19 protein-coding genes are annotated in these 19,375 nt (G+C 41.9%); 2 read left to right on the forward strand and 17 right to left on the reverse strand.

Annotation, left to right across the window (positions count from 1 at the left end; all coding sequences use genetic code 11):
- The first annotated feature begins 54 nt into the window (after positions 1-54).
- Positions 55-1,122 (forward strand): thiamine ABC transporter substrate-binding protein, encoded by a 1,068-nt coding sequence (locus ACZ5NL_RS03935; protein ID WP_464843030.1) that lies wholly within the window; start codon positions 55-57, stop codon positions 1,120-1,122.
- Here ACZ5NL_RS03935 and ACZ5NL_RS03940 read toward each other — a convergent pair.
- The 12 genes from ACZ5NL_RS03940 to ACZ5NL_RS03995 form a co-directional block, all read right to left on the reverse strand.
- Positions 1,111-2,124 carry an ABC transporter ATP-binding protein gene (locus ACZ5NL_RS03940; protein WP_464843032.1) on the reverse strand — a complete coding sequence of 338 codons (1,014 nt, stop codon included), beginning with the start codon at positions 2,122-2,124 and terminating at the stop codon, positions 1,111-1,113. The two genes, ACZ5NL_RS03935 and ACZ5NL_RS03940, sit on opposite strands and share 12 nt — an antisense overlap.
- A complete protein-coding gene (locus ACZ5NL_RS03945; RefSeq protein ID WP_464843307.1) occupies positions 2,118-3,743 on the reverse strand; it encodes an ABC transporter permease in 1,626 nt (541 codons plus the stop codon). The genes ACZ5NL_RS03940 and ACZ5NL_RS03945 overlap by 7 nt, the downstream gene beginning before the upstream one ends.
- A 29-nt stretch (positions 3,744-3,772) precedes the next feature.
- Entirely contained in the window at positions 3,773-4,732 is a 960-nt protein-coding gene (locus ACZ5NL_RS03950; RefSeq protein WP_464843033.1) for a glycoside hydrolase family 130 protein, read from the reverse strand.
- Positions 4,713-6,626: a glycogen debranching N-terminal domain-containing protein gene (locus tag ACZ5NL_RS03955; RefSeq protein WP_464843034.1), complete on the reverse strand. Its 1,914-nt coding sequence runs from the start codon at positions 6,624-6,626 to the stop codon at positions 4,713-4,715. The genes ACZ5NL_RS03950 and ACZ5NL_RS03955 overlap by 20 nt, the downstream gene beginning before the upstream one ends.
- Positions 6,627-6,651: 25 nt before the next feature.
- The gene (locus ACZ5NL_RS03960) at positions 6,652-8,136 is read right to left on the reverse strand and encodes a fucose isomerase (protein ID WP_464843035.1); all 1,485 of its coding nucleotides are present in this window, start codon (positions 8,134-8,136) and stop codon (positions 6,652-6,654) included.
- 63 nt (positions 8,137-8,199) lie between these two features.
- Positions 8,200-9,318 carry an ABC transporter ATP-binding protein gene (locus ACZ5NL_RS03965; protein WP_464843036.1) on the reverse strand — a complete coding sequence of 373 codons (1,119 nt, stop codon included), beginning with the start codon at positions 9,316-9,318 and terminating at the stop codon, positions 8,200-8,202.
- Between the two features lie 4 nt (positions 9,319-9,322).
- Positions 9,323-10,339, reverse strand: a complete 1,017-nt coding sequence (gene trmB / locus ACZ5NL_RS03970; RefSeq protein WP_464843037.1) for an HTH-type sugar-sensing transcriptional regulator TrmB — start codon at positions 10,337-10,339, stop codon at positions 9,323-9,325.
- Between the two features lie 34 nt (positions 10,340-10,373).
- Positions 10,374-11,612 carry a trehalose synthase gene (treT, locus tag ACZ5NL_RS03975; RefSeq protein ID WP_464843308.1) on the reverse strand — a complete coding sequence of 413 codons (1,239 nt, stop codon included), beginning with the start codon at positions 11,610-11,612 and terminating at the stop codon, positions 10,374-10,376.
- Positions 11,613-11,626: 14 nt separating this feature from the next.
- Positions 11,627-12,472: a carbohydrate ABC transporter permease gene (locus ACZ5NL_RS03980; RefSeq protein ID WP_464843038.1), complete on the reverse strand. Its 846-nt coding sequence runs from the start codon at positions 12,470-12,472 to the stop codon at positions 11,627-11,629.
- Position 12,473: 1 nt separating this feature from the next.
- Positions 12,474-13,355: a carbohydrate ABC transporter permease gene (locus ACZ5NL_RS03985; RefSeq protein ID WP_464843040.1), complete on the reverse strand. Its 882-nt coding sequence runs from the start codon at positions 13,353-13,355 to the stop codon at positions 12,474-12,476.
- 13 nt (positions 13,356-13,368) lie between these two features.
- A complete protein-coding gene (locus ACZ5NL_RS03990; protein ID WP_464843041.1) occupies positions 13,369-13,908 on the reverse strand; it encodes an extracellular solute-binding protein in 540 nt (179 codons plus the stop codon).
- Positions 13,905-14,645 (reverse strand): ABC transporter substrate-binding protein, encoded by a 741-nt coding sequence (locus tag ACZ5NL_RS03995; protein ID WP_464843043.1) that lies wholly within the window; start codon positions 14,643-14,645, stop codon positions 13,905-13,907. Before ACZ5NL_RS03995 ends, ACZ5NL_RS03990 begins: the two co-directional genes overlap by 4 nt.
- 232 nt (positions 14,646-14,877) lie before the next feature.
- On the opposite strand from ACZ5NL_RS03995, the gene ACZ5NL_RS04000 reads away from it, so the two are divergent.
- A complete protein-coding gene (locus ACZ5NL_RS04000) occupies positions 14,878-15,816 on the forward strand; it encodes a carbohydrate kinase family protein (RefSeq protein WP_464843044.1) in 939 nt (312 codons plus the stop codon).
- Here the strand turns inward: ACZ5NL_RS04000 and ACZ5NL_RS04005 are convergent.
- The 5 genes from ACZ5NL_RS04005 to thiI form a co-directional block, all read right to left on the reverse strand.
- Positions 15,800-16,117, reverse strand: a complete 318-nt coding sequence (locus ACZ5NL_RS04005) for a hypothetical protein (RefSeq protein ID WP_464843046.1) — start codon at positions 16,115-16,117, stop codon at positions 15,800-15,802. The two genes, ACZ5NL_RS04000 and ACZ5NL_RS04005, sit on opposite strands and share 17 nt — an antisense overlap.
- On the reverse strand, positions 16,114-16,935 hold the full coding sequence (locus ACZ5NL_RS04010) for a cysteine synthase family protein (protein ID WP_464843047.1): 822 nt from the start codon (positions 16,933-16,935) through the stop codon (positions 16,114-16,116). The genes ACZ5NL_RS04005 and ACZ5NL_RS04010 overlap by 4 nt, the downstream gene beginning before the upstream one ends.
- Before the next feature lie 165 nt (positions 16,936-17,100).
- Positions 17,101-17,694, reverse strand: a complete 594-nt coding sequence (locus tag ACZ5NL_RS04015) for a hypothetical protein (protein ID WP_464843048.1) — start codon at positions 17,692-17,694, stop codon at positions 17,101-17,103.
- Positions 17,691-18,221, reverse strand: coding sequence for a DUF998 domain-containing protein (locus ACZ5NL_RS04020; RefSeq protein WP_464843049.1), 531 nt, complete (start codon positions 18,219-18,221; stop codon positions 17,691-17,693). Before ACZ5NL_RS04020 ends, ACZ5NL_RS04015 begins: the two co-directional genes overlap by 4 nt.
- Positions 18,218-19,366: a tRNA uracil 4-sulfurtransferase ThiI gene (thiI, locus tag ACZ5NL_RS04025; protein WP_464843050.1), complete on the reverse strand. Its 1,149-nt coding sequence runs from the start codon at positions 19,364-19,366 to the stop codon at positions 18,218-18,220. Before thiI ends, ACZ5NL_RS04020 begins: the two co-directional genes overlap by 4 nt.
- Between the last annotated feature and the right edge of the window lie 9 nt (positions 19,367-19,375).

Consider the following 19,375-nt stretch of genomic DNA (forward strand, 5'->3'; position numbering starts at 1 on the left):
ACATCCTATAGAACACAGTTGTGGAAAAGCAAAAACGAGTTTTAGGTGATGAAAATGAGAAGACTCGGGGTTATATTAGGAATCGTGCTTTTAGCACTCACCTTCGGGTGCATAGGACAGCAACCCCAAACAACAACGCAAGTACAAGAACAGAAGCTCGTGATTTATTCCTACGATAGCTTTGAATATTTAGCAAGTGAAGTGATTCCAAAGTTTGAAGAGAAATACGGAGTAAAAGTCGAACTTCAGCTTATCGGGGATGCAGGAGAAGTACTCAACAGACTTATTTTAGAGAAGGATAATCCAAGAGCCGACCTAGTTATAGGTATTGACAACAGCCTTTTAGCAAAGGCAATCGAAGCTGGGGTACTAGAGCCTTACAAACCAGAAAACATAAACCTTATTCCGCAGGACCTTATATTTGATCCAACATTTCATCTAACTCCCTATGATTACGGGTATATCGCAATAAACTACAGAGAGGATATGGTGCAAAATCCTCCAAAGAGTCTCGAGGATCTTACAAAACCAGAATGGAAAGGAAAGCTTGTTATTGAAGATCCCAGGACATCTTCTCCAGGAGCTGCATTTTTATTGTGGACAATAGCAGTATATGGAGACGACGGATACCTCTACTACTGGGAGAAGCTTAAGGAAAACGACGTCCACATAGTTAAAGGATGGACAGAAGCTTGGACAGCTTTTATGAACGGCGAATTTCCTCTGGTGCTCAGCTACGCCACCTCCCCAGCTGCAACAGTATACTACGATAACATAACCTACGTTAAGGCCATAGCCTTCGAAGAGGGCAACTATATGCAGATAGAGGGAGCAGGAATAATAAAAGGAGCAAAGAACAAAGAGCTAGCAAAGAAGTTCATAGAGTTCATGCTTACCGAAGACTTCCAGAGTGCAATTCCAACAAACCAATGGATGTACCCAGTGAATCCAAACGTCAAGCTCCCAGAGGTGTTTAAGTATGCCATTCAGCCAGAAGAAATAAAGCCAGTAACCCTTGATCCAGAATACGTAAAGGAGAACTTTGAACGTTGGATTAAAGAATGGACAGCTCTAATGGTAGAAGGAAAGAGTCCAGAAGAAATTATAGCTTCAAGGGGATGAATCAATTATTGAAAAGCTTTTTACCCTTACCCCAACTTTTTTTGGTACTTTTTCAATAGAAAATGGGATCTCATCTAAGAATCGTTCTGCAATTATAATCCTACCCTCTACATCAATCTTGAGTCTTATCCTACCTGGTAGCAGTTCGTAGTCCACTATTTCTCCAGTATCCCCTTCCCCAACATAAACACTCTCTGGTCTGAAAAATATTTTTACCCTTCCTTCTTTTTTAACTTCAAAGCAAAGACTTCCAATGCATGCCTTGCCGTCTTCTGCATTAACCTCCAAGATGTTGGAAAGGCCCAAAAACTGAGCTACAAATTCATTTTTTGGATTGTAATAGAGATCCAATGGATCTCCAACTTGTTCTATCTTCCCAACACTCATAACAGCTATTCTATCGCTTATCGCCATGGCTTCTTCCTGATCGTGCGTTACATAAATTGTCGTTATCCCAAGTTCTTTTTGGATTCTTTTTATTTCCCCCCTAAGCCTTTCTCTTATTTTTGCATCGAGATTGGAAAGAGGCTCATCCAAAAGCAAAAGTTGAGGCTCTATTACCAAAGCCCTTGCCAACGCCACTCTCTGTTGCTGACCGCCACTCAGTTGCTCAGGATAACGGTCTTCAAATCCCTTCAAGCCTACAAGCTCTAGGGCCCATAAGACTCGTCTTCTAATCTCTCCCTTAGGGAGCTTTCTGAGCTTTAAACCAAAGGAAATGTTGTCATAAACCGTCATATGTGGAAAAAGAGCATAGTCTTGAAACACAATGCCTATGTTTCTTTCATATGGGGGGACATCATTCATAATGGTGTCATCAAAGTATATCTCTCCCCTGTCTGGCTTTTCGAAACCAGCTATTATTCTAAGTGTTGTTGTTTTTCCACACCCACTGGGGCCAAGTAGAGTTAAAAATTCTCCTGGTTTTGCCTCTAAGTATGGAATTATGAGCTCAAAATCCTCTTGTCTGAACTCTATGTTCTTGAGCCTTAACCTTACCATATTTCCTCCCCCGTTCTTTCAATTATTATGAACGCCACAGTGCTCACCAGCATTAAAATTACCGACATTGCTGAAGCTGGTCCAAATTGTCGCGAACCCAAAAAGCGGTAGATAGCAATAGTTATTGTCGTGTACTCGGGCTTGTATATCATGTAGGTAGCTCCAAGCTCAGCTATGCTCATTGCAAAGGCAAATATTGCCCCCACTATTATTCCTCCAAAAGCCAGAGGAAGCTCAACTTTCAAGAATGCTTTGAACTCGTTAGCCCCTAAACTCATAGCAGCTTCCTTTAGACTGGGCTTTATCTTCTTTAGCACTGTAGAGATAGCTCTCAGAACAAAGGGATAGGCAATAATCGTGTGTGCAAAGACTATCAGATACCAAGTGCCCAAAAGGTTCAGAGGAGGTTTATGAAAAGCTCTTATGTATCCTAAGCCAAGGGTTATTGCAGAAGACGCCAAGGGTAGCATCACAAGTGCATCAAAGACGTTTTTACCCTTGAATTCCCATCTGTACATTATGTAAGCTATGCTCAAAGCTAGAAGAGTCGAAATAAGCACTGTAGAAAACCCAAAGAAAAGGGAATTTCTAACCGCCGTTATGCTGTTTGCACCAAATATGGGGTTGTATTCTGGAGAGAAAACCCTTCTGTACCATTCAATGGTAAACTTGCCCCCATAGGTAAAAGAGTGGTAAACAACCGCTATCAACGGGGATAAAATAAAGATGAAGACTACGCCAGAATAGATGGATATAAGGACTCCATTCACACTTAAAAGCTCTCTTGGCGTTAATGGGACTGGTTTTCTAAATATTCTCTGCTCCTCCGCTTTTACATAAAGGTCGAGGCTTTTTATGTAGAAGTACATGAAAACAAAGCTCAAAGAGATTTGGATTATAGCTAAAGCTGCTCCAGTCTTGAAGTCTAAGAGGGTCATTATTGCCGTGAAAATATCGACTTCTATAGTTGCATACTGATACCCACCTAGAATTAATGGAATTGAAAAGCTCAGAAAGCAGAAGACAAAAGTGAGCATTGAGGAGGCAAATATAGCCGGCATGAGCATCGGTAAGGTGACTTTCCTAAAGAGCGTGAATCCCTTTGCTCCTAAACTCAAAGCTGCTTCTTCGTAATGGGGGTTTATGCGTTGCCATAGCGAAGATACCATTCTCACAACCACAGGAAAGTTGTAAAAGGCGTGAGCCAAAATTATTGCCTTCCAAGAGTAGAGAATACCCGGATCCCTTTCAATTAGCTGGGCAAGAATTCCAGATCTCCCAAATAGGAGTATAAAGCCCAAGGCAACCATGATACTGGGCATTACAAAGGGAACCGTTAAAAGGGCTTTTAAAATCCCTTTGCCAGGAAAGTCATATTTTGCAAAGATATACGCTCCAGGCAAACCCAGTACCAACGTTAGAAGTGTAGATGCAAGTGCCTGCCAAAAAGTGAAAAATATAACCCTTCTGTGATAGCTGTTTGAGATAACCTGGAGAATGTACTTTAGCGTAATCCCATTATCCCATAAACCCTCCTTTAATATGATCATTAGGGGAAAGTAAAAGAACAGGAACAGAAAAACAAGAGGGAGGAAAACTATGAAGTTTCTCCACTTCATCTTCATCGGGTTTAGTGAGTTATATGGTTTTATAAGTCTGTTGTCCAGTAGGCTAAACCAATGTACCTATCAGCCCCACCGTAATACAGCAAAATCTTGTTCTCGTGCTCCACCATGCCTTCAACAAAGACGACGTTATTAACATAGCCATAGATTTCCCAGTTATACTCCGGAACCATTAGTGGATTTTCAGCTCTTGCAACAACTTTATTTGGACGCTCTTTATCGAAAATTGCGAGTCCTACCCTGTACTTTAATCCCTCTCCATATCTGCCAGCGCTGTTGTAAATCAAAGCTATCCCGTGGCTAGTCTCAAACAAAGGGGGACCTGGCTCTACCAGAACGTTGTCAAAGTATCCTCCTCTTGGAGACAGTACCGGCTCTTTCATGTACTCCCATGTGAGCAAGTCCTTTGAAACTGCCATCCAGATATTTGAATCACCAAAATACATTAAGTAGTTCCCCTTGAAATCACCTTTTTCAAGTTTTTTTGGCAAAATTGCTCCGCTTTTCGTCCAACCCTGAATGCTGTTCTTTTTATACTCAAAACCTTCAAAAATTGGGCCATACTTTTTCCATGTTAGCATATTCTTTGAAGTCGCCAGACACAGCCTTGCGGTTTTACCATCATAACCTGTGTACGTCATGTAGTAGGTCTTGCCGATCTTTACCACCCTCGGATCTTCGACACCAGCACTTTCCCACTTGTATTCTGGCTCTATTACTGGCTCTGGATGTCTAAAAAAGTTAACACCATCATAACTTATTGCAAGCCCAATTCTGCCTGTCAGCTTGTCTTCTTTGGATTCCGCTCTGTAAAGCATGACTATTCTGCCCCTCTCTTTAATAACCGCAGGATTGTAAGTGTTTCTGGAATCAAAACCTTCCCTTGAGGGAGACAAAATAGGCTGAGGAATCTTTTTTGGAGGCTTTATACTGACTTTGCTCCCTTCTATTTTGAGAATCTTTTCAAATATCTCGCTCTTCAAACCTGACAACCTCCTCCTCTTGGGATTCAATTAAATATGCCTTCCTTCTAAACCTAATCAATAGGGAAACTTTAAGGTTTTTGGGCAATAGTGGAGAGACAGTCAGCTCCTTTTCAGCTTTAAGGCCTAATAAAGCTGTAAGAAATGCGAATACACTTGCAGCACTCCAAGCCTGCGGAGCATTTGCTCTAGGACATAAGAGCGGATACTCGCTCTCAAGACCACTGAAAAGTTCTGGAAGCTGAGAATTAGGGAGGAACTTTGCAGCTTTGAAGATTGCCTCCGCAAGTGCTCTTGCCTTTTCTTTCTCTCCAATTGAAGCAAGCCCAATGGCAATCACTGCATTGTCGTGAGGCCATATGCTGCCGTTGTGATAACTGAATGGGTTATAGGCTTTTTCCTTTGAGCTGAGCGTTCTAATCCCCCATCCAGAGAACATATCCTCTTCAAACAACCTTTCTGCTATTTCTTTTTGGTGTTCGGCTATTCCGGTAAATAGAAGATGCCCCATGTTGGAAGAGAGTACTTTAGAGGGAACATTGTCTCCGTCTAGGGCAAGTGCGTAGAACCCACTGCACCAGAAATCTCTGTTAAAGCGCCTCTTCAGTTCTTCTGCTTCTTTTTTAAGCATTTTTGGATCCAGTGAAGTTAGACCAAGTGAAGCCGCATCCATAAGGGCCTTATAGGCATATCCCTGCACTTCCACCAAGGCAACAGGTGGTTTCGTAGGAGTTCCCTCTTCGGTTGGAATGCCTTCCTTTGAGTCTTTCCATCCTTGATTGGCCAGAAGACCCCCCCTATACCTTATGTAACCTCCCCCTTCATCGAGCCTTCTCAGAATCCATTCCACTGCAGCAGTCAGATTTGGCTTGAGCCTCTCTATTAGCTCCTTATCACCTGTCCACCGAAGGTATTCAGCGGCTAAAATAACGTAAAGGGGCGTTGCATCTACGGTTCCGTAATAAGGGGCAAAGGGCATTTTTCTCGAATGAGACAACTCGCCAAATCTGAACTCGTGGGGGATCTTACCGGGCTCTTCCTCGTTGAGTGGATTAAACTTCCTTCCCTGAATCTTGGCAAAAAACTTTAGTGTTCCTTCGGCATACTGAGGATAGTAAGGAAGCAAAAACCAAGAGGTGATAATGCTATCTCTTCCAAAAGGACATGCATAATAAGGAATACCAGCGAACGGAACCATCCCATAGTTGGTATATGCTGTCAAGGCAGTTAGATCCTCAACAGCTTTTTCAAAAATCCTGTCAAGCCACGTTAAGTTCGTTGAGACAACGTTTGGAAGCAGAAGAGGCTTTTCTGCCAAAAATACTTCAAGTCCTTCTTTCGAGACCTGAGGAATGAATTCAAGATAAAGAGTCTCTTTCTCAAGAGGCTCTAGAGTAATCTCCGCAAACGCCAATCCTTTCTCAGTCCTCATGTTCGTTTTGATTTTCAGATTTCTCTTTATTTTATCTTTTCCTGTATACATATACTCATTCTCGTCTCCAAGAGAGTTCCTGATCCTACGTCTAATTTTCTGCCCTCCAAATTTTCTGACTTCAAAAATATCTTCAATTGGAACTTTAAAGAAGTACTCCACTCTAAGACGCATCCTTCTCTTTGAGGTGTTGTAGAATTGAAGCTCTTCTCTATATGCCCAGTTGTCTTTTATCTCTCGCTTTCTCAAAAGAACTACTTCATCATCTATAGAAAAATGAGAGTATGCCTTCCTTGGACCATCTTGGGAACTCCCTATGAGCACACTGTTCTTATCTAGTTTAAGCTTCACTCCCTTCAGAAAGCGGGTGTCAAAGATATAAAAGCCATCATAGCTATCTTTCATATCTCCGTTTTGTCTTGTAACTACAAAAGCTCCATTATAAGAAAGAATCACTGACATCCCTCTAGCCTCCAAAGAATTGAGATTAAAGGTAATTCAGGAATCTATCAACTTCTTCCTCCGTTCTCATATTTACCGCTTTAATGCCCCATATTCTCGCTACGAATCTAACTTCCTCCGTGAAATCCCCTGGAACTGCTGAGAGGTGATTTGCCCCCATTACATTCAGGAACTTCTCCTTGTCGAGGGGGTTCTTTATCGCTGTGTGGGGCCACTGCTTGCCCCATTTCAGCTTGGATTCAATATTTTCAGTGATCTCAACTCCCTCTGCAAGGAAGTATAAAAGATAGTACTCTCCCCCTTTTCTTATAAGCCTTGCAACAGTGAGCTTAGTTGGTGGGGTTCTATATGTTAAAGCCCCTCCGCTTTTTCCTTGGCATTGTCCTTGTATAGTTGTTTCTTTGAGGTTTTCTTCGGGATTTTCGCTGAGCTTTGCATAGTAAAGAGACGAGGCTCCACAGTTTGCTATCAGTACAAGTTCATCGTCAACATACTTTATGTCTCCAAAAAGCGGAGGTTTCCTACTCAAATAAAAGAGCAAGGCAGAGGTTATCGTTCCTTTCACATCCCCTTCACAGGTAGCTGGCACAATAGGTTTTTCCCCTTTTGCATCAGCATTAAATGGAAAGAGAGCCGGAATTAGACATGCAGTAACTCCATACATCTCACTAAGCTCCGGCTGGCATTTAATTGAAACAGCCGCTGTTTCTTTTTCATATTCCTTCCAGATGTCCTTTGCAGCGAGATATATAGCTATCTGCCTCCTTAGGACCTCTGGAGTGAGCATGTTGTTGTCATAATTAATTCTCGTCTTCTCGTTCAGCCAATCAAAGAACTCCTCGACGCGGATACGCTCTTTCTCATCACTAATCATAGAATCTGCTCTCTTGATTATTGCGTACTGATCCAGGATTAAGAGATCTCCTATAAATCTCTTTAGTCTTGGCAAATCGTCCATCAAATGTTCCATTCCAAGCGTATATGGAGCCCCCCAGAGGAGTAGAGACTTTTTGGAGAGCTTGGACGCCGCCTCCACAGCTCTTGCCCATGCTTTTACTTTCTTAGTGTCCCCTTTAAGCCTTACATGGTGTAAGGCATGGTAGTTCACAGAGCTTTCCCATAGGGAAGCCCCAACAGAGGTTATACACGTACTTCCAGCCCATGCGGGATCATCATCAGCGTAGAGAAGTAGGGGTTTATTAGCCTCCTTCGCCAACAATGTTACAAGGTTGCTTTCCGTCCAGTGCCACAAACCCAGAATAATCCCGCTTATATCTCTGGAACCGATCAATCTGGAAGCTTTAATAACTTCTTCTTTGTCATCAATTCCGAAGTTTTCTCCTTTTTCGAGAGCTTCATATTTTCCAAGAGCCTTATTGACATCAAAGACCTCGAAGTTAGAGGATTTTAGTTCTTGTAGAAGTTTTTTATGCTTTTCCAAAAGGGCTTTTTCCCTCTCTATTGAAAGGGCAGTTTTCCTCGGGTCTGTGAAAGTTATAAGGGCTAGCACATTACATCACCTGCCCTTTGTTATGCATGAATTGCTTTTAAAATTTGAGGGAAGAGGAAAGGACTAGAATATTGCTTTTCCTGTTTTTTTGTCAAATATATGGGCTTTTTTCATATCGAAGACAATGTCTATTTCGCCTCCTTCTTTGACCTTTGATTCTCCTGGGAATTTTCCTGTGACTGTTTGGTTTCCAATCCTTATATGCACGATTTTCTCCCCACCAAGGTTCTCCACAATATCTACCACTCCCCTAACCATGTTTTCTCCCGGGATTTTCACTTGGGCAAAGAGTGCATCATAAACATCCTCCGGACGAATACCAAAAATAACCTCCTTGCCAACGTAGTTAAGCTCTTCCAATACCTCAAACTGATCTGGAAGTAATTTAAGCCTAAACTCCCCAAAATCCACAAAACCATCCTCACTAACAGTAGCATCCAAAAAATTCATCGGCGGCGAACCAATAAAACCAGCCACAAAAACATTCGCCGGCCCATCATAAACCTCATCCGGCGAACCAACCTGCTGCAACACTCCCTGATTCATAACAGCAATCCTATCACCCATCGTCATAGCCTCAACCTGATCATGAGTCACATAAACAGTAGTCACCCCAAGCTGCCTCTGCAGCTTCTTAAGTTCTGCCCTCATCTTAACCCTAAGCTTCGCGTCTAAGTTACTCAACGGCTCATCCATAAGAAAAACCTGAGGCTTCCTCACAATAGCCCTCCCCAAAGCAACCCTCTGCCTCTGCCCTCCTGACAGTTCCCTCGGCTTCCTCCTGAGGAGTTCAGTTAAACCAAGCAACTCCGCAACCTCCCTAACGCGTTGGTCGATTTCTTGTTTGGGAACCTTCCTGAGCTTAAGCGGAAAGGCAATATTATCGTAAACAGTCATATGAGGATACAGAGCATAACTCTGAAAAACCATAGCAATATCCCTATCCTTTGGCGGAATGAAGACGCCCTTTTCCGGATCAGCAACAAGCTTATCCCCAATATAAATTTGCCCCCTCGTAGGTTCTTCCAAACCAGCAATCATCCTCAAAGTCGTAGTCTTCCCACAACCTGAAGGGCCAAGCAAGACTAGGAATTCTCCATCCCTAACCTCCAAACTCAAATCCTTCACCGCAGTAACCTCACCAAACACCTTCCAAACACCCACAAGCCCAACACCAGCCATAGGATCACCCCACTATGAATTTTATTTCGGTACTTTCGTAATCTTCAATAACAGCAAACATTCCTCCAATTTTCACCACACCTTTTTCCGTTTCAAGATGGATGTTGTTAACGGCCTCTTTAAAAGAGAGGGTGTATCCAACAACGTTACCATAAAGGGTTTCAACTTTTCCAGTCTTGATGTTTTTTCCAACGATCTCTGCCGTTATTACGTTTTTGTTGATATGCCTCTTTACAAAATCTGCAGCATGAAACATAGCAAAGAACCTGATATCCTGAGGATTTCCCAAATACTCAGCCTCCAGCGATGATTCCTTGAATATCTCTATTATAAGGCTGTATTGGGAGAATATTATTTCTGGATAAGTCGCCTTGAAGCTCGGTGGAAGAGTTGGCTTAAAGCTCACGTTTTGGATCATGACCACTTCCCTTCCATCTGCCATACCGATTAGGTGATTCAGCTTGTAGAACTGCCTAACAAAGAAGTTTCCTTTTCCTATAAACTTCGACAGATCCGGGATCTTGTCTATGTAGAGAGATACTGTAACGCCTTTTTCGAGAGTTCTTAGCAGATCTCCCTCAATAGTCTCAAAGAATTCACTTGGGGTAACTACTATCACCTCATTTTTAGCGGAATATAGGGACTCCCTGAACATCTCAAGGGCCTCGTCAAAACTTCTGCTTCTCCATATCGCGGGCCTCTGTTCTTCTTTTTTTACGTTCTTAAGTTCAACTTCGAGCTTTTTCATTATGTTCTCAAGTTCTTTTTTGAACCTGAAAAATGCTATTCTTGGTGAGTAGGCAGCGTATACCTTTGGCGTTCCCTCAATTTCAGTCACAAAACCCCTAAGTTTTAGGGAGGATATTGTGTCATATACCCTGTTGTACGGGATTCCGCTTTTTGTAGATATCTCCTTAGCTGTGCTAGGCCCATAAACCAAAAGAGTCCAGTAGGTGAGAATTTCGTATTTTGTAAATCCAATTTCACTCAATGCATGCGAGATTTCTGGGGGTATCTCCATTACTGTCACCTAATAAAGTATATTGGAAGAGGGTTTAAAAAGAATTTAGCAAGTCAAGATACCTCTCGAGATGCTTTGTTATTATGAAATTCTCTTTAACTCTTTCTTTGGCGTTTTTACCCATTTTCTGTGCTATATCTTTGTGCTCAAGGAGGTAGAGAGTTTTCTCAACGGCCTCGTTAACATCTTTCACTAGGAATCCCGTTTCTCCGTCCACTATCTGAAGCCTTATTCCACCTACAGCTCTGCCTACTACAGGCTTTTCTTTCCACATTGCTTCGGTAACAGTTAGTCCAAACCCTTCCCTAATAGACATCTGAAGGATCACGTCACTTGCCCTTTGGAAGGCATTTACCTCCCTTGCGTGAACTCCGGTGAGGTTTGTAAGCACTTTGACGTCATAGTCTTCTCCGATCTTTCTCAGAGTTTTCTCAAAGTATATCCAGCCTTCAGGATCATCATGAGCCATTACACCAACTAGCAAGAGCTGAACTTCCGGTATTTTCTCTTTGACTTTCTTGTAAACGTCAATGACATCAAAGACACCTTTCCACGGATCAAACCGAGATACTTGGGTGATTATTGGCCTCTCCGGATCCACATCAAACCTTTCCAGGATTTTCAAAATTTCACTTTCACTCAGTTCTATGTTCTTTTCACTGAGGGGGTCAATGGAAGGGGGCATTATAACGACTTTTTCCTGGTTTAGATCTTCTTGAACGTACTCTTCCATGTGGAAAATGTAGCGGTCATATTTCTCGACAAACTGCCTCAGAAACTTCCAAAACTCCAAGTTTGGATCGCTTAGATCTATGTGGCATCTCCAAATCCAAGGCTGTCTTTTCTCATAAAACTCTATAAGAGGTGCTGGCTGAGGATCATGTATCAGGATGTAATCAAATGGACTCAGGTCTAAATCTTCTGCGTTCTTTTTGTTTATTTCTAAATAAAGCTCTTTCATTTCATCAGTTAGCCTAAGCTCTTTGTTTCCTTGAAGAGCATTGTGAAAGCTCTTTGTAACATTGAAAAATTCGTTTGTCCCCTCAATTACAAACCATCTTGCATCTATTCCAACGTCCCTCATAAGGGGGACGAGGTTGTGCAAAATCTCTGCCACACCTCCACCAAAAGAAGTGGAGTTTACATGGATAAAACTCTTACCTTTCAGATTCTCTGCCTTTTCTTTAATGGTTTCCAAGGCTTTATTCCCTATTATTTCCCTGTAGTCCTCAAGCCTTTTACCTTCCCCACCAAACTTCGTTACCTCATACATCTCCATTCCTCCCATTATTTCTCAGTTGACCATCCTATCATACCGCTTATGTAGTACTTCTGGAAGAGGGCATAGACAAGCAGAGGGACTATCATGACCATAATAGAAGCTGCAGTTAGTATGCCCCAATCAACAAAATACTGCCCCCTAAGCAGAGGAAGCCTTTGAGTAGCAACGTATTTTTCTGGATTTTGTAGAAAGACCAACGCTAGGAAGAAGTCACTCCATACCCATGTAAACTGAAGTATCGCAGCTGAGATTAATCCAGGTAACGCCATTGGTAGGACAATTTTGTAGAATATCTGGAAATCTGTGGCACCGTCTATTCTAGCGGCTTCCTCAACGTCTGTTGGGAGCATTGAGAAGTAGTTTCGCATAAAGAAGATTATCCACGCCAGACCCCATGCTGAATGGACAGTTATTAGCCCTCTGAACGTGTTTAACATATGGAGGTTTCTTAAAAGGAAGTAGAGTGGCACTACAGTCATTTGCTGCGGAAGTGCCATTAGGAACACTATGAACGCAAATAGATAATGCTTTATTGGAAAGCTGTATCTGGCAAAGGCATAAGCAGCTAATGCAGCCACTATTAAAGGAATGATTGTGGAGGGTATTGCAACTACTAGGGAATTTTTTAACCCTTGACTAATGGGGAACATTGGATGGTTAAAGGCATTTATGTAATTTTTCAAGGTTATCGTGAAAGGATGAAAATGCCACCATCCACTTACAATTTCTTCATACGGCCTTATTGAGGCCATAAGGACTCCTATAAAAGGTATCAGCCATATTATCCCTATAGTCCAAGCAAGTGCATTTGAGATTATGTATTTCCTCAGCTTGTACCTTGGAACGACCATTTCACTCCCTCCTCCTAATTAGCCACAGGGCAGGTATTAGTGTTAGTGCAGTCAAGAGCACCGCTACTACAGCGGCATAGTTGTAGTTGAGAGCTCTTGCAAAGTAGTCCCACATCTGAAGTGCGAGAACCATTGAAGCTCCTCCAGGCCCTCCGCCTGTGGCTACGTATACAACATCGAAGATTTTGAGATCCCAGAGCAAGGTCATTGCCACTACCACAACGGTAATCGGTTTCAACAAGGGCCAGGTTACATTTTTAAAGATTTGAAATCTGTTAGCACCGTCTATCAAAGCGGCTTCGTAATAGTCTTTGGGGATAGAGGCCAAGCCCGCTGAATACATAAGCATGCTAAAACCAGTCCATATCCAAATTGATCCCAAAATCGCAGCAAAAAGTGCGGTTTCAGGATATGCCGTCCAAGTAATTGCGAGCCTCTCAATGCCAAGTAACCTAAAAATTGCGGGAATTACCCCAGCCCCCTCTTCAAAAAGAAAGCGAATTATCAAACCTCCAACGATCATTGGTATGACCATACCCAAGAAGATTATAGACTTGACTATCGAACTCCCCTTAACTTCCTCTCGTCTTAAGAGAAGAGCAATTCCTAACCCCAAAAACACAGTTGCAGGGAGATGAATGGCTATCCATACTATGTTATGAATTAGAGCCCCCCATGGGGGAGACTTAGTCGGGAATCTGTCGAGGTTTATTATATCAGAGCTTAACAGAACATTCTTGTAATTTTCCAAACCAACGAACTTTCCGTCAAGGAAGAAGCTTAAGTATATCGTCTTGAATACTGGGTATATCACAAATGGAACCATCAAAGCAAGTGCCGGTAAAAGGAAAAAAAGGGGAGTTAAAGATCTAGGCCTCCTCATTAAGACCCTCCTTTCACTTCTTTGGGAACTTGGCATCCAAAGTGCTTAAAACGTCATCCAATCTATCTGGCTGCACCCATAGAAGCTTTAACTGATCCCAGAAGGTCTTCTGCCACTCTCCTCCAACGCTGTCATCCAAATCTGGTGCAGATTCGACGTTGGCTACCACCTTAGCAACATCTTTCATTGGCTCCCAGTAGTCCTCAATGGACACCTTCTTCCATGTTGCCAGCTTTCCTGACTTGGTACCCACGTGAATTCTTTGTCCCTCTGTTGCTAAGAATTTGGCAAGCTCCATGGCTTCTTTTGGATGGCTTGTGTACTTAGGCACCATGAAATAGTCCGGAGCAAGAACCATTGCTTTAACTCCCGGTAGTGAAATTAGACCAAGATCAGTTGGATCATCAACCATTCCAGTTATCCAAGTTCCCATAAAGTACAATGCATAGTCTCCCTTCCACCATAGATCAACTGCAGATGTCCACTCTATTGGATCACTAAAGTATCCAGCCTTTAGAAGGGGCACAAGCCTCTGCTCAAATATGCTTCTCACCTGTGGTCTTCCCACTTAACTTCTCCGTTTATGAGCTTAAGCTGAAGATCTTTTCCTCCAAAGGTTAGAATGAAGTGCTCCGTTACATCTGAAAGTGGCCATCCAACGCTGTCTCCACTAACTATTGGTGCCTTTATTCCAGGTATTTGCTTAATCTTCTCAAGCAATGCCACAAATTCGTCCCATGTTTCCGGGGGCTTTAAGCCGTATTTCTCGAAGAAAGACTTTCTATACCAGAAACCGGGCTTAGCTGCCGCTGTAAATGGAACACCATAGATCTTTCCGTCTACTGTTACAGTATCAAGAATTCCGGGAACGTATTCGTCTGGGTTGATCACTCCATTAAACTCCATTAAGTGACCTTTTTGGCCCATTTCTGCGATAAACCATCCCCACATTGCAATGACATCAGCAGGGGTATCTCCTGACTCGAATTGCAAGGGTAAAATAGTCGAAAGGTCTTCAGCTCTATATGTTTTGTACTCTACCTTTATGTTTGGATGTTGAGCCTCAAAAGCCTTAATAACTTCCATAAAAGCATCAAGCTCTGCTCCAGACCACGGGCCTATTACTTTTAAAGTAATCTGCTCTACTGGCTTTGTCTCTGTAACGGTCTCTTTCTGTGTAACCGTAGTTGGGGTAGAAGTCTGTTGACCACCAATGCATCCACTTGCTACTACTGCAATGCCCAGCACTCCAACTAAAAACAAACCGAGCAACACCTTCTTGACATCCATATAGAGACACCTCAATCTCTTGTATATACTAAAAGTATATATATTTTGCGGATAGAACAGTCAAAATTTTCGACGATTGCAGTGCTTTATTGATCCTAAACAAAATGTTAATTGCCGTTTCTTATCTAAAACCTATAGTCCAACTATAGGTATGCTGTTTATTTACTTTAAGTATAAACGTCCTTAAAGTAAAACTTTAAGTCTCCTAAACAATACTCCATGGGGGGTTAGAATGATCTATGCAATAGGAGAAGTCCTAATAGATTTTATTGCAAAGGAAGAAGGGAAGTTAAAAAATGTTAGAGAATTTGAAAAGCATCCTGGCGGTGCTCCCGCAAATGTTGCCGTTGGCTTGAGAAAGCTCGGAGTAAAGAGTGGGTTAATAAGCAAAGTTGGTGATGATCCCTTTGGCGAATTTCTTATAGAAAAACTCAAAAAAGAAGGGGTTGAAACAAAATACATAGTAAAAGACGTAAACAGGCACACGGGAATAGTCTTTGTCCAGCTTATAGGAGCAAAGCCCGAATTCATATTATACGATGGTGTGGCTTACTTCAACCTAAGAAAGGAAGAGATAAAATGGGATTTTATGGAGGACGCTAAGCTTTTGCATTTTGGAAGTGTTCTCTTCGCGAGAGAACCAAGCAGGTCAACAGTATTTAGTGTTCTTAGAGACATTAAAGGAAAAATCCCCATTAGCTATGATGTCAATATCAGACTCGATCTGTGGAAAGGAAAAGAGGAAGAAATGCTCAGAGATATAAAAGAAGCTCTTAAGCTCGCAGATATAGTAAAAATTGGAGATGAAGAGTTAAATTACCTCAATAAAAATGGGATAACACTTGAAGACTTCAGCTTTGATCTCGTGGCAATAACAAAAGGAGCTAAAGGGAGCACAATTATTCACAATGAGATAAGGGTTGAGGTGCCCTCGTTTAAAGTTAAGCCTGTAGATACCACTGGGGCCGGAGATGCATTTATGGCAGCTCTCTTAGCCTCTCTTTTCTATATGGACAAGCTGAATAAACTGGAGTTCTCCGAAGAAGAACTGAAGGAAGTGGGAAGCTTTGCAAACCTAGTGGCTGCACTCTCAACTACAAAACGGGGAGCATGGAGTGTGCCAAAGTTAGGCGAGATTTTGAAGCATAGAAAATTCAGGTTTCTTCCGTAAGCTCTTCTTTTTTACCAAAAAGTCCAATTAAATCGTGAAGTATTGCCAAATCTATTGCAGCGTTTAATGATTGAAAAACCGCTCCTGCCATCAGCATTAATACTGCAAAGAAAAAGTCGACACCTTTGTATGCGATTGTTATTTTTACAGCCCTTCTTTCGCCCTTAACTATCCCCCAAGCCAGGAGAAAATTCAAAAGACCAAAAATAAGCAGCATATACCGTTCGCTCCCAAAAGTACCGGCTGAATAGTATAAAAGGAAAAATGATTGTAGAAACAGCAAATACACAGCAACTCTCATTGACCCTCACTCAAGTATCTCTCAAATGCCTCAACGTATTTAAACCCATCGTCTGGAAATATCAAAACTGCGGTTCCGGGGTATTTATCACGGATTTTTTCAAAGGCCTTAACCACCGCACCCGAACTTAAGCCTATTAAAAGACCCTCCTTTCTGGCTACTTGTACAGAACTTTCGATTGCTTCTCTTTGACTAATCTCCACTACTTCATCAATTTTCACCTTAAAAAACCACTTCGGCTTTGTTTCAAGCCTCTTTATGCCAGGTATTTTTTCACCTTTGGCTGGAATTGCTCCAATAACCTTTGTGTCGTAGCGTTCCTTGAAGTATTTTGCTATTCCCGCTATATGTCCGGAAGTCCCTATACCTGCCACAATAACATCCGCCTTCTGCCCTATGCTTTTAAGTTGCTCTTCTATTTCCCTTGCAGTGTACCTGTAGTGGGCTTCAAAATTGTCATCGTTTTCAAACTGGTTTAGATTTACTGCATTTGCATTTTCTGCCTCTCTTTTGACGAATTCGACCATCTCTGGATCGATAGTCTCAAATTCAGTTTTTACAATTTCAGCTCCGAGAACTTTCAGCAGAGTTTGAGTTGTACTTGGAGTGGGTTTTGGGAGATAAGCCCTGAATTCAATGCCGAAGATGTTTGACATGGCTGCCATGGATATGCCAACATTCCCCGAAGTTGCTTCAAAAAGTCTTCTTGTGCCGTTAATGTCTCCCCGCTCAATAGCTTTCATGATAAGGTTAAAAACGGCCCTGTCCTTTATGCTTCTGCTGAAGGGGTTAAAGAACTCTAACTTGGCAAAATACATCCCCCCTCTCATCTGAAAGGGAAAGTCTGAGCAGGGGGGTTGGTTTAAATTTTTCAAAGAGCTCGAGTGGATTGCTAAAAACGTTCATTTTTGATCACCATATTGGGCTTTTAATCGGGCTTTATAAATGTTTCTTTTGCGGCAATCTTACACAAAAGTGTGTATCTAGCATTCCTTGCCAAAGACTTCTCGGTGAATCTTTTTGAACTCACCAAGAGCTCCTCTTATCACGGGATGTTTCGGTACAAAATTACAGCCCTCTTCAGGTTCTATACTTATCTCAAATGTGCCTATCTCTTTTGCAATTTTCTCGATCTCTATTTTGTCCATTCCTATAAGAGGTCTAAGTACTGGCAGATCAGTTGCGAGGCTTATTATTAGGAGATTGTCCAAGGTTTGAGAAGCAACTTGGCCAAGAGAATCTCCCGTAATTACTGCCATAGCATTCTTTTCTTTTGCTATCTCCGTAGCTTTTATAAACATGCTGAATTTGCAAAAAATGCATATCCACTTTTCTTTTTTCAGCCCTATTAGTCTATCAAAGATGGGTTTTTGGTATTCAAAGGAGTCAACAATGATTAGCTCCTCCAAGTTCTCTGGAAAAAGTTCCTTAAGCCTCTGCCAGATTCTTCTAACTTTTTGATAATTGATTTCACTCTGCATAAAGTGAATCGGGTAAATCGTAAAACCTTTTTTAAGCATTAAGTATATCGCTACTGGTGAATCTATTCCCGAACTCAAAAGCGCAACAGCCTTCATCGTCCTACCTCCAAGGTTAGATAAACTATCCAAGCGTTTATGAAGACAGCTCCCACAAGCTCTGGGATAGCGAGTCCATCAAACACCCCAGAGAGGTAAACCATTAGCATGAAGACTATCGGACTACCAAGAAGCCATATGACAGCAAACTTCTTTTTTCCAATTCCCTTTAAACCACAGATAAAGATGTCTGCAAAGAGCAAGAGGTAAAAGGAGAGTGCAAAAAACGAATGGAGCTTATACTCTTCTGGAAAAATTCCCACAAGCAATAATGAAGCCATTCCAAGTGGGAACAAAATGGTGACTCTTCTTTCTTTCATCATCTTAATGCCAAACGCAACACCAAGAAAGCCGAGAAGAACTAACAGAGAGTTGAAAACATACCCTACTGGGTTTTTAATAGAGCCCATGTCACTAAGGGCATTTTCCGTTAGAGAAAACCATGGATTCAAGTAAATTGAAATGAAGATGCCACCAAAAGTAAGGAAGGGGAAGGAAAACCCCAAAATCCTTACCCACTTTTTCATTGACATCCCCGTTTTCTCGGCTCTTCGCCAAAGATGGCTTTATACAGCTTTTTGAACTCCTCCCAAGATCCTCTTATCACTGGATGCTTTGGGATAAATGGTATCTCATCTTCCGGTAGTATAGAGAGTTCAAAGGTTCCAATGTTCTTTGCAATAGCAACTATCTCTTCTTTATCCAGTCCAACTAATGGTCTGTAGATTGGTAGGTCGCTTGCTTGGCTTATTATGTACATATTCTCCAGTGTTTGAGAAGCAACTTGGCCTAGGGAGTCCCCCATAATGATCCCTTTTGCCCCAAATTCCCTAGCAATCTTGTCCGCCTTTTTAACCATCATGTACTTGCAGAAAACACACGTATAGCTCTCTTTTTTAAGCTGCTTTAGCGTTTGGATAACTTTCTCCCTTTCCTGAGGCTTAATAACTATCAGGTCGCTTTTACCACCATAATGGTATTTTTTGAGCTGGTTCCATATCTTCCTAACTTTCTCAAGAGTCTTCTCCCCTATGTAAATATGAACGGGGATTACCTCACACCCTCGCTTCATCATCAGAAAAGCCGCAACTGGAGAGTCTATACCCCCACTTAAAAGGGCTATAACCTTTCCTTGGGTTCCTACTGGAAGACCTCCAAATCCTTGGAATTTATCGACATAGATGTATGCTTTCCCCTCCATCAGCTCAATACCCACCTCGATGTCATAGTTCTTCAAATCCGCTTTGCATTCTTCGTTTTTTAGTATATATTCACCAACTTTAGCGGCCAGCTCTTGGCTTTTAAGGGGAAACTCCTTAGTTATTCTTCTTACAGTTACTCTGAACTTAGGATTCTCCAACCCAAGCGCCCTCAATTTTCTCCTAAACAACTTTAAAGAGGCCCTATATATTTTCTCCAGTTCCGCATCTATCTCAGCAGCAGGTGAAAGCGAGACTATGCCAAAAACTCGCTTGAGAACTTCCACGCCGTTTTCCGCTTTGTTTGTCTTTACGATAATTCTGCCATGCTTTGCAAAGACATTTTTGTACTCTACAGCTTCACTTAAGAGAGCCTCTTTTATGTTATTGACCAAAATGTTCTCAAACCATCTTCTCGTTTTTGGGGACTTCGTGCCTATTTCGCCGTATCTGACTATTATGGCATTTAGCATTCTCATCCA

The sequence above is a fragment of the Thermococcus aegaeus genome, from assembly GCF_055393685.1.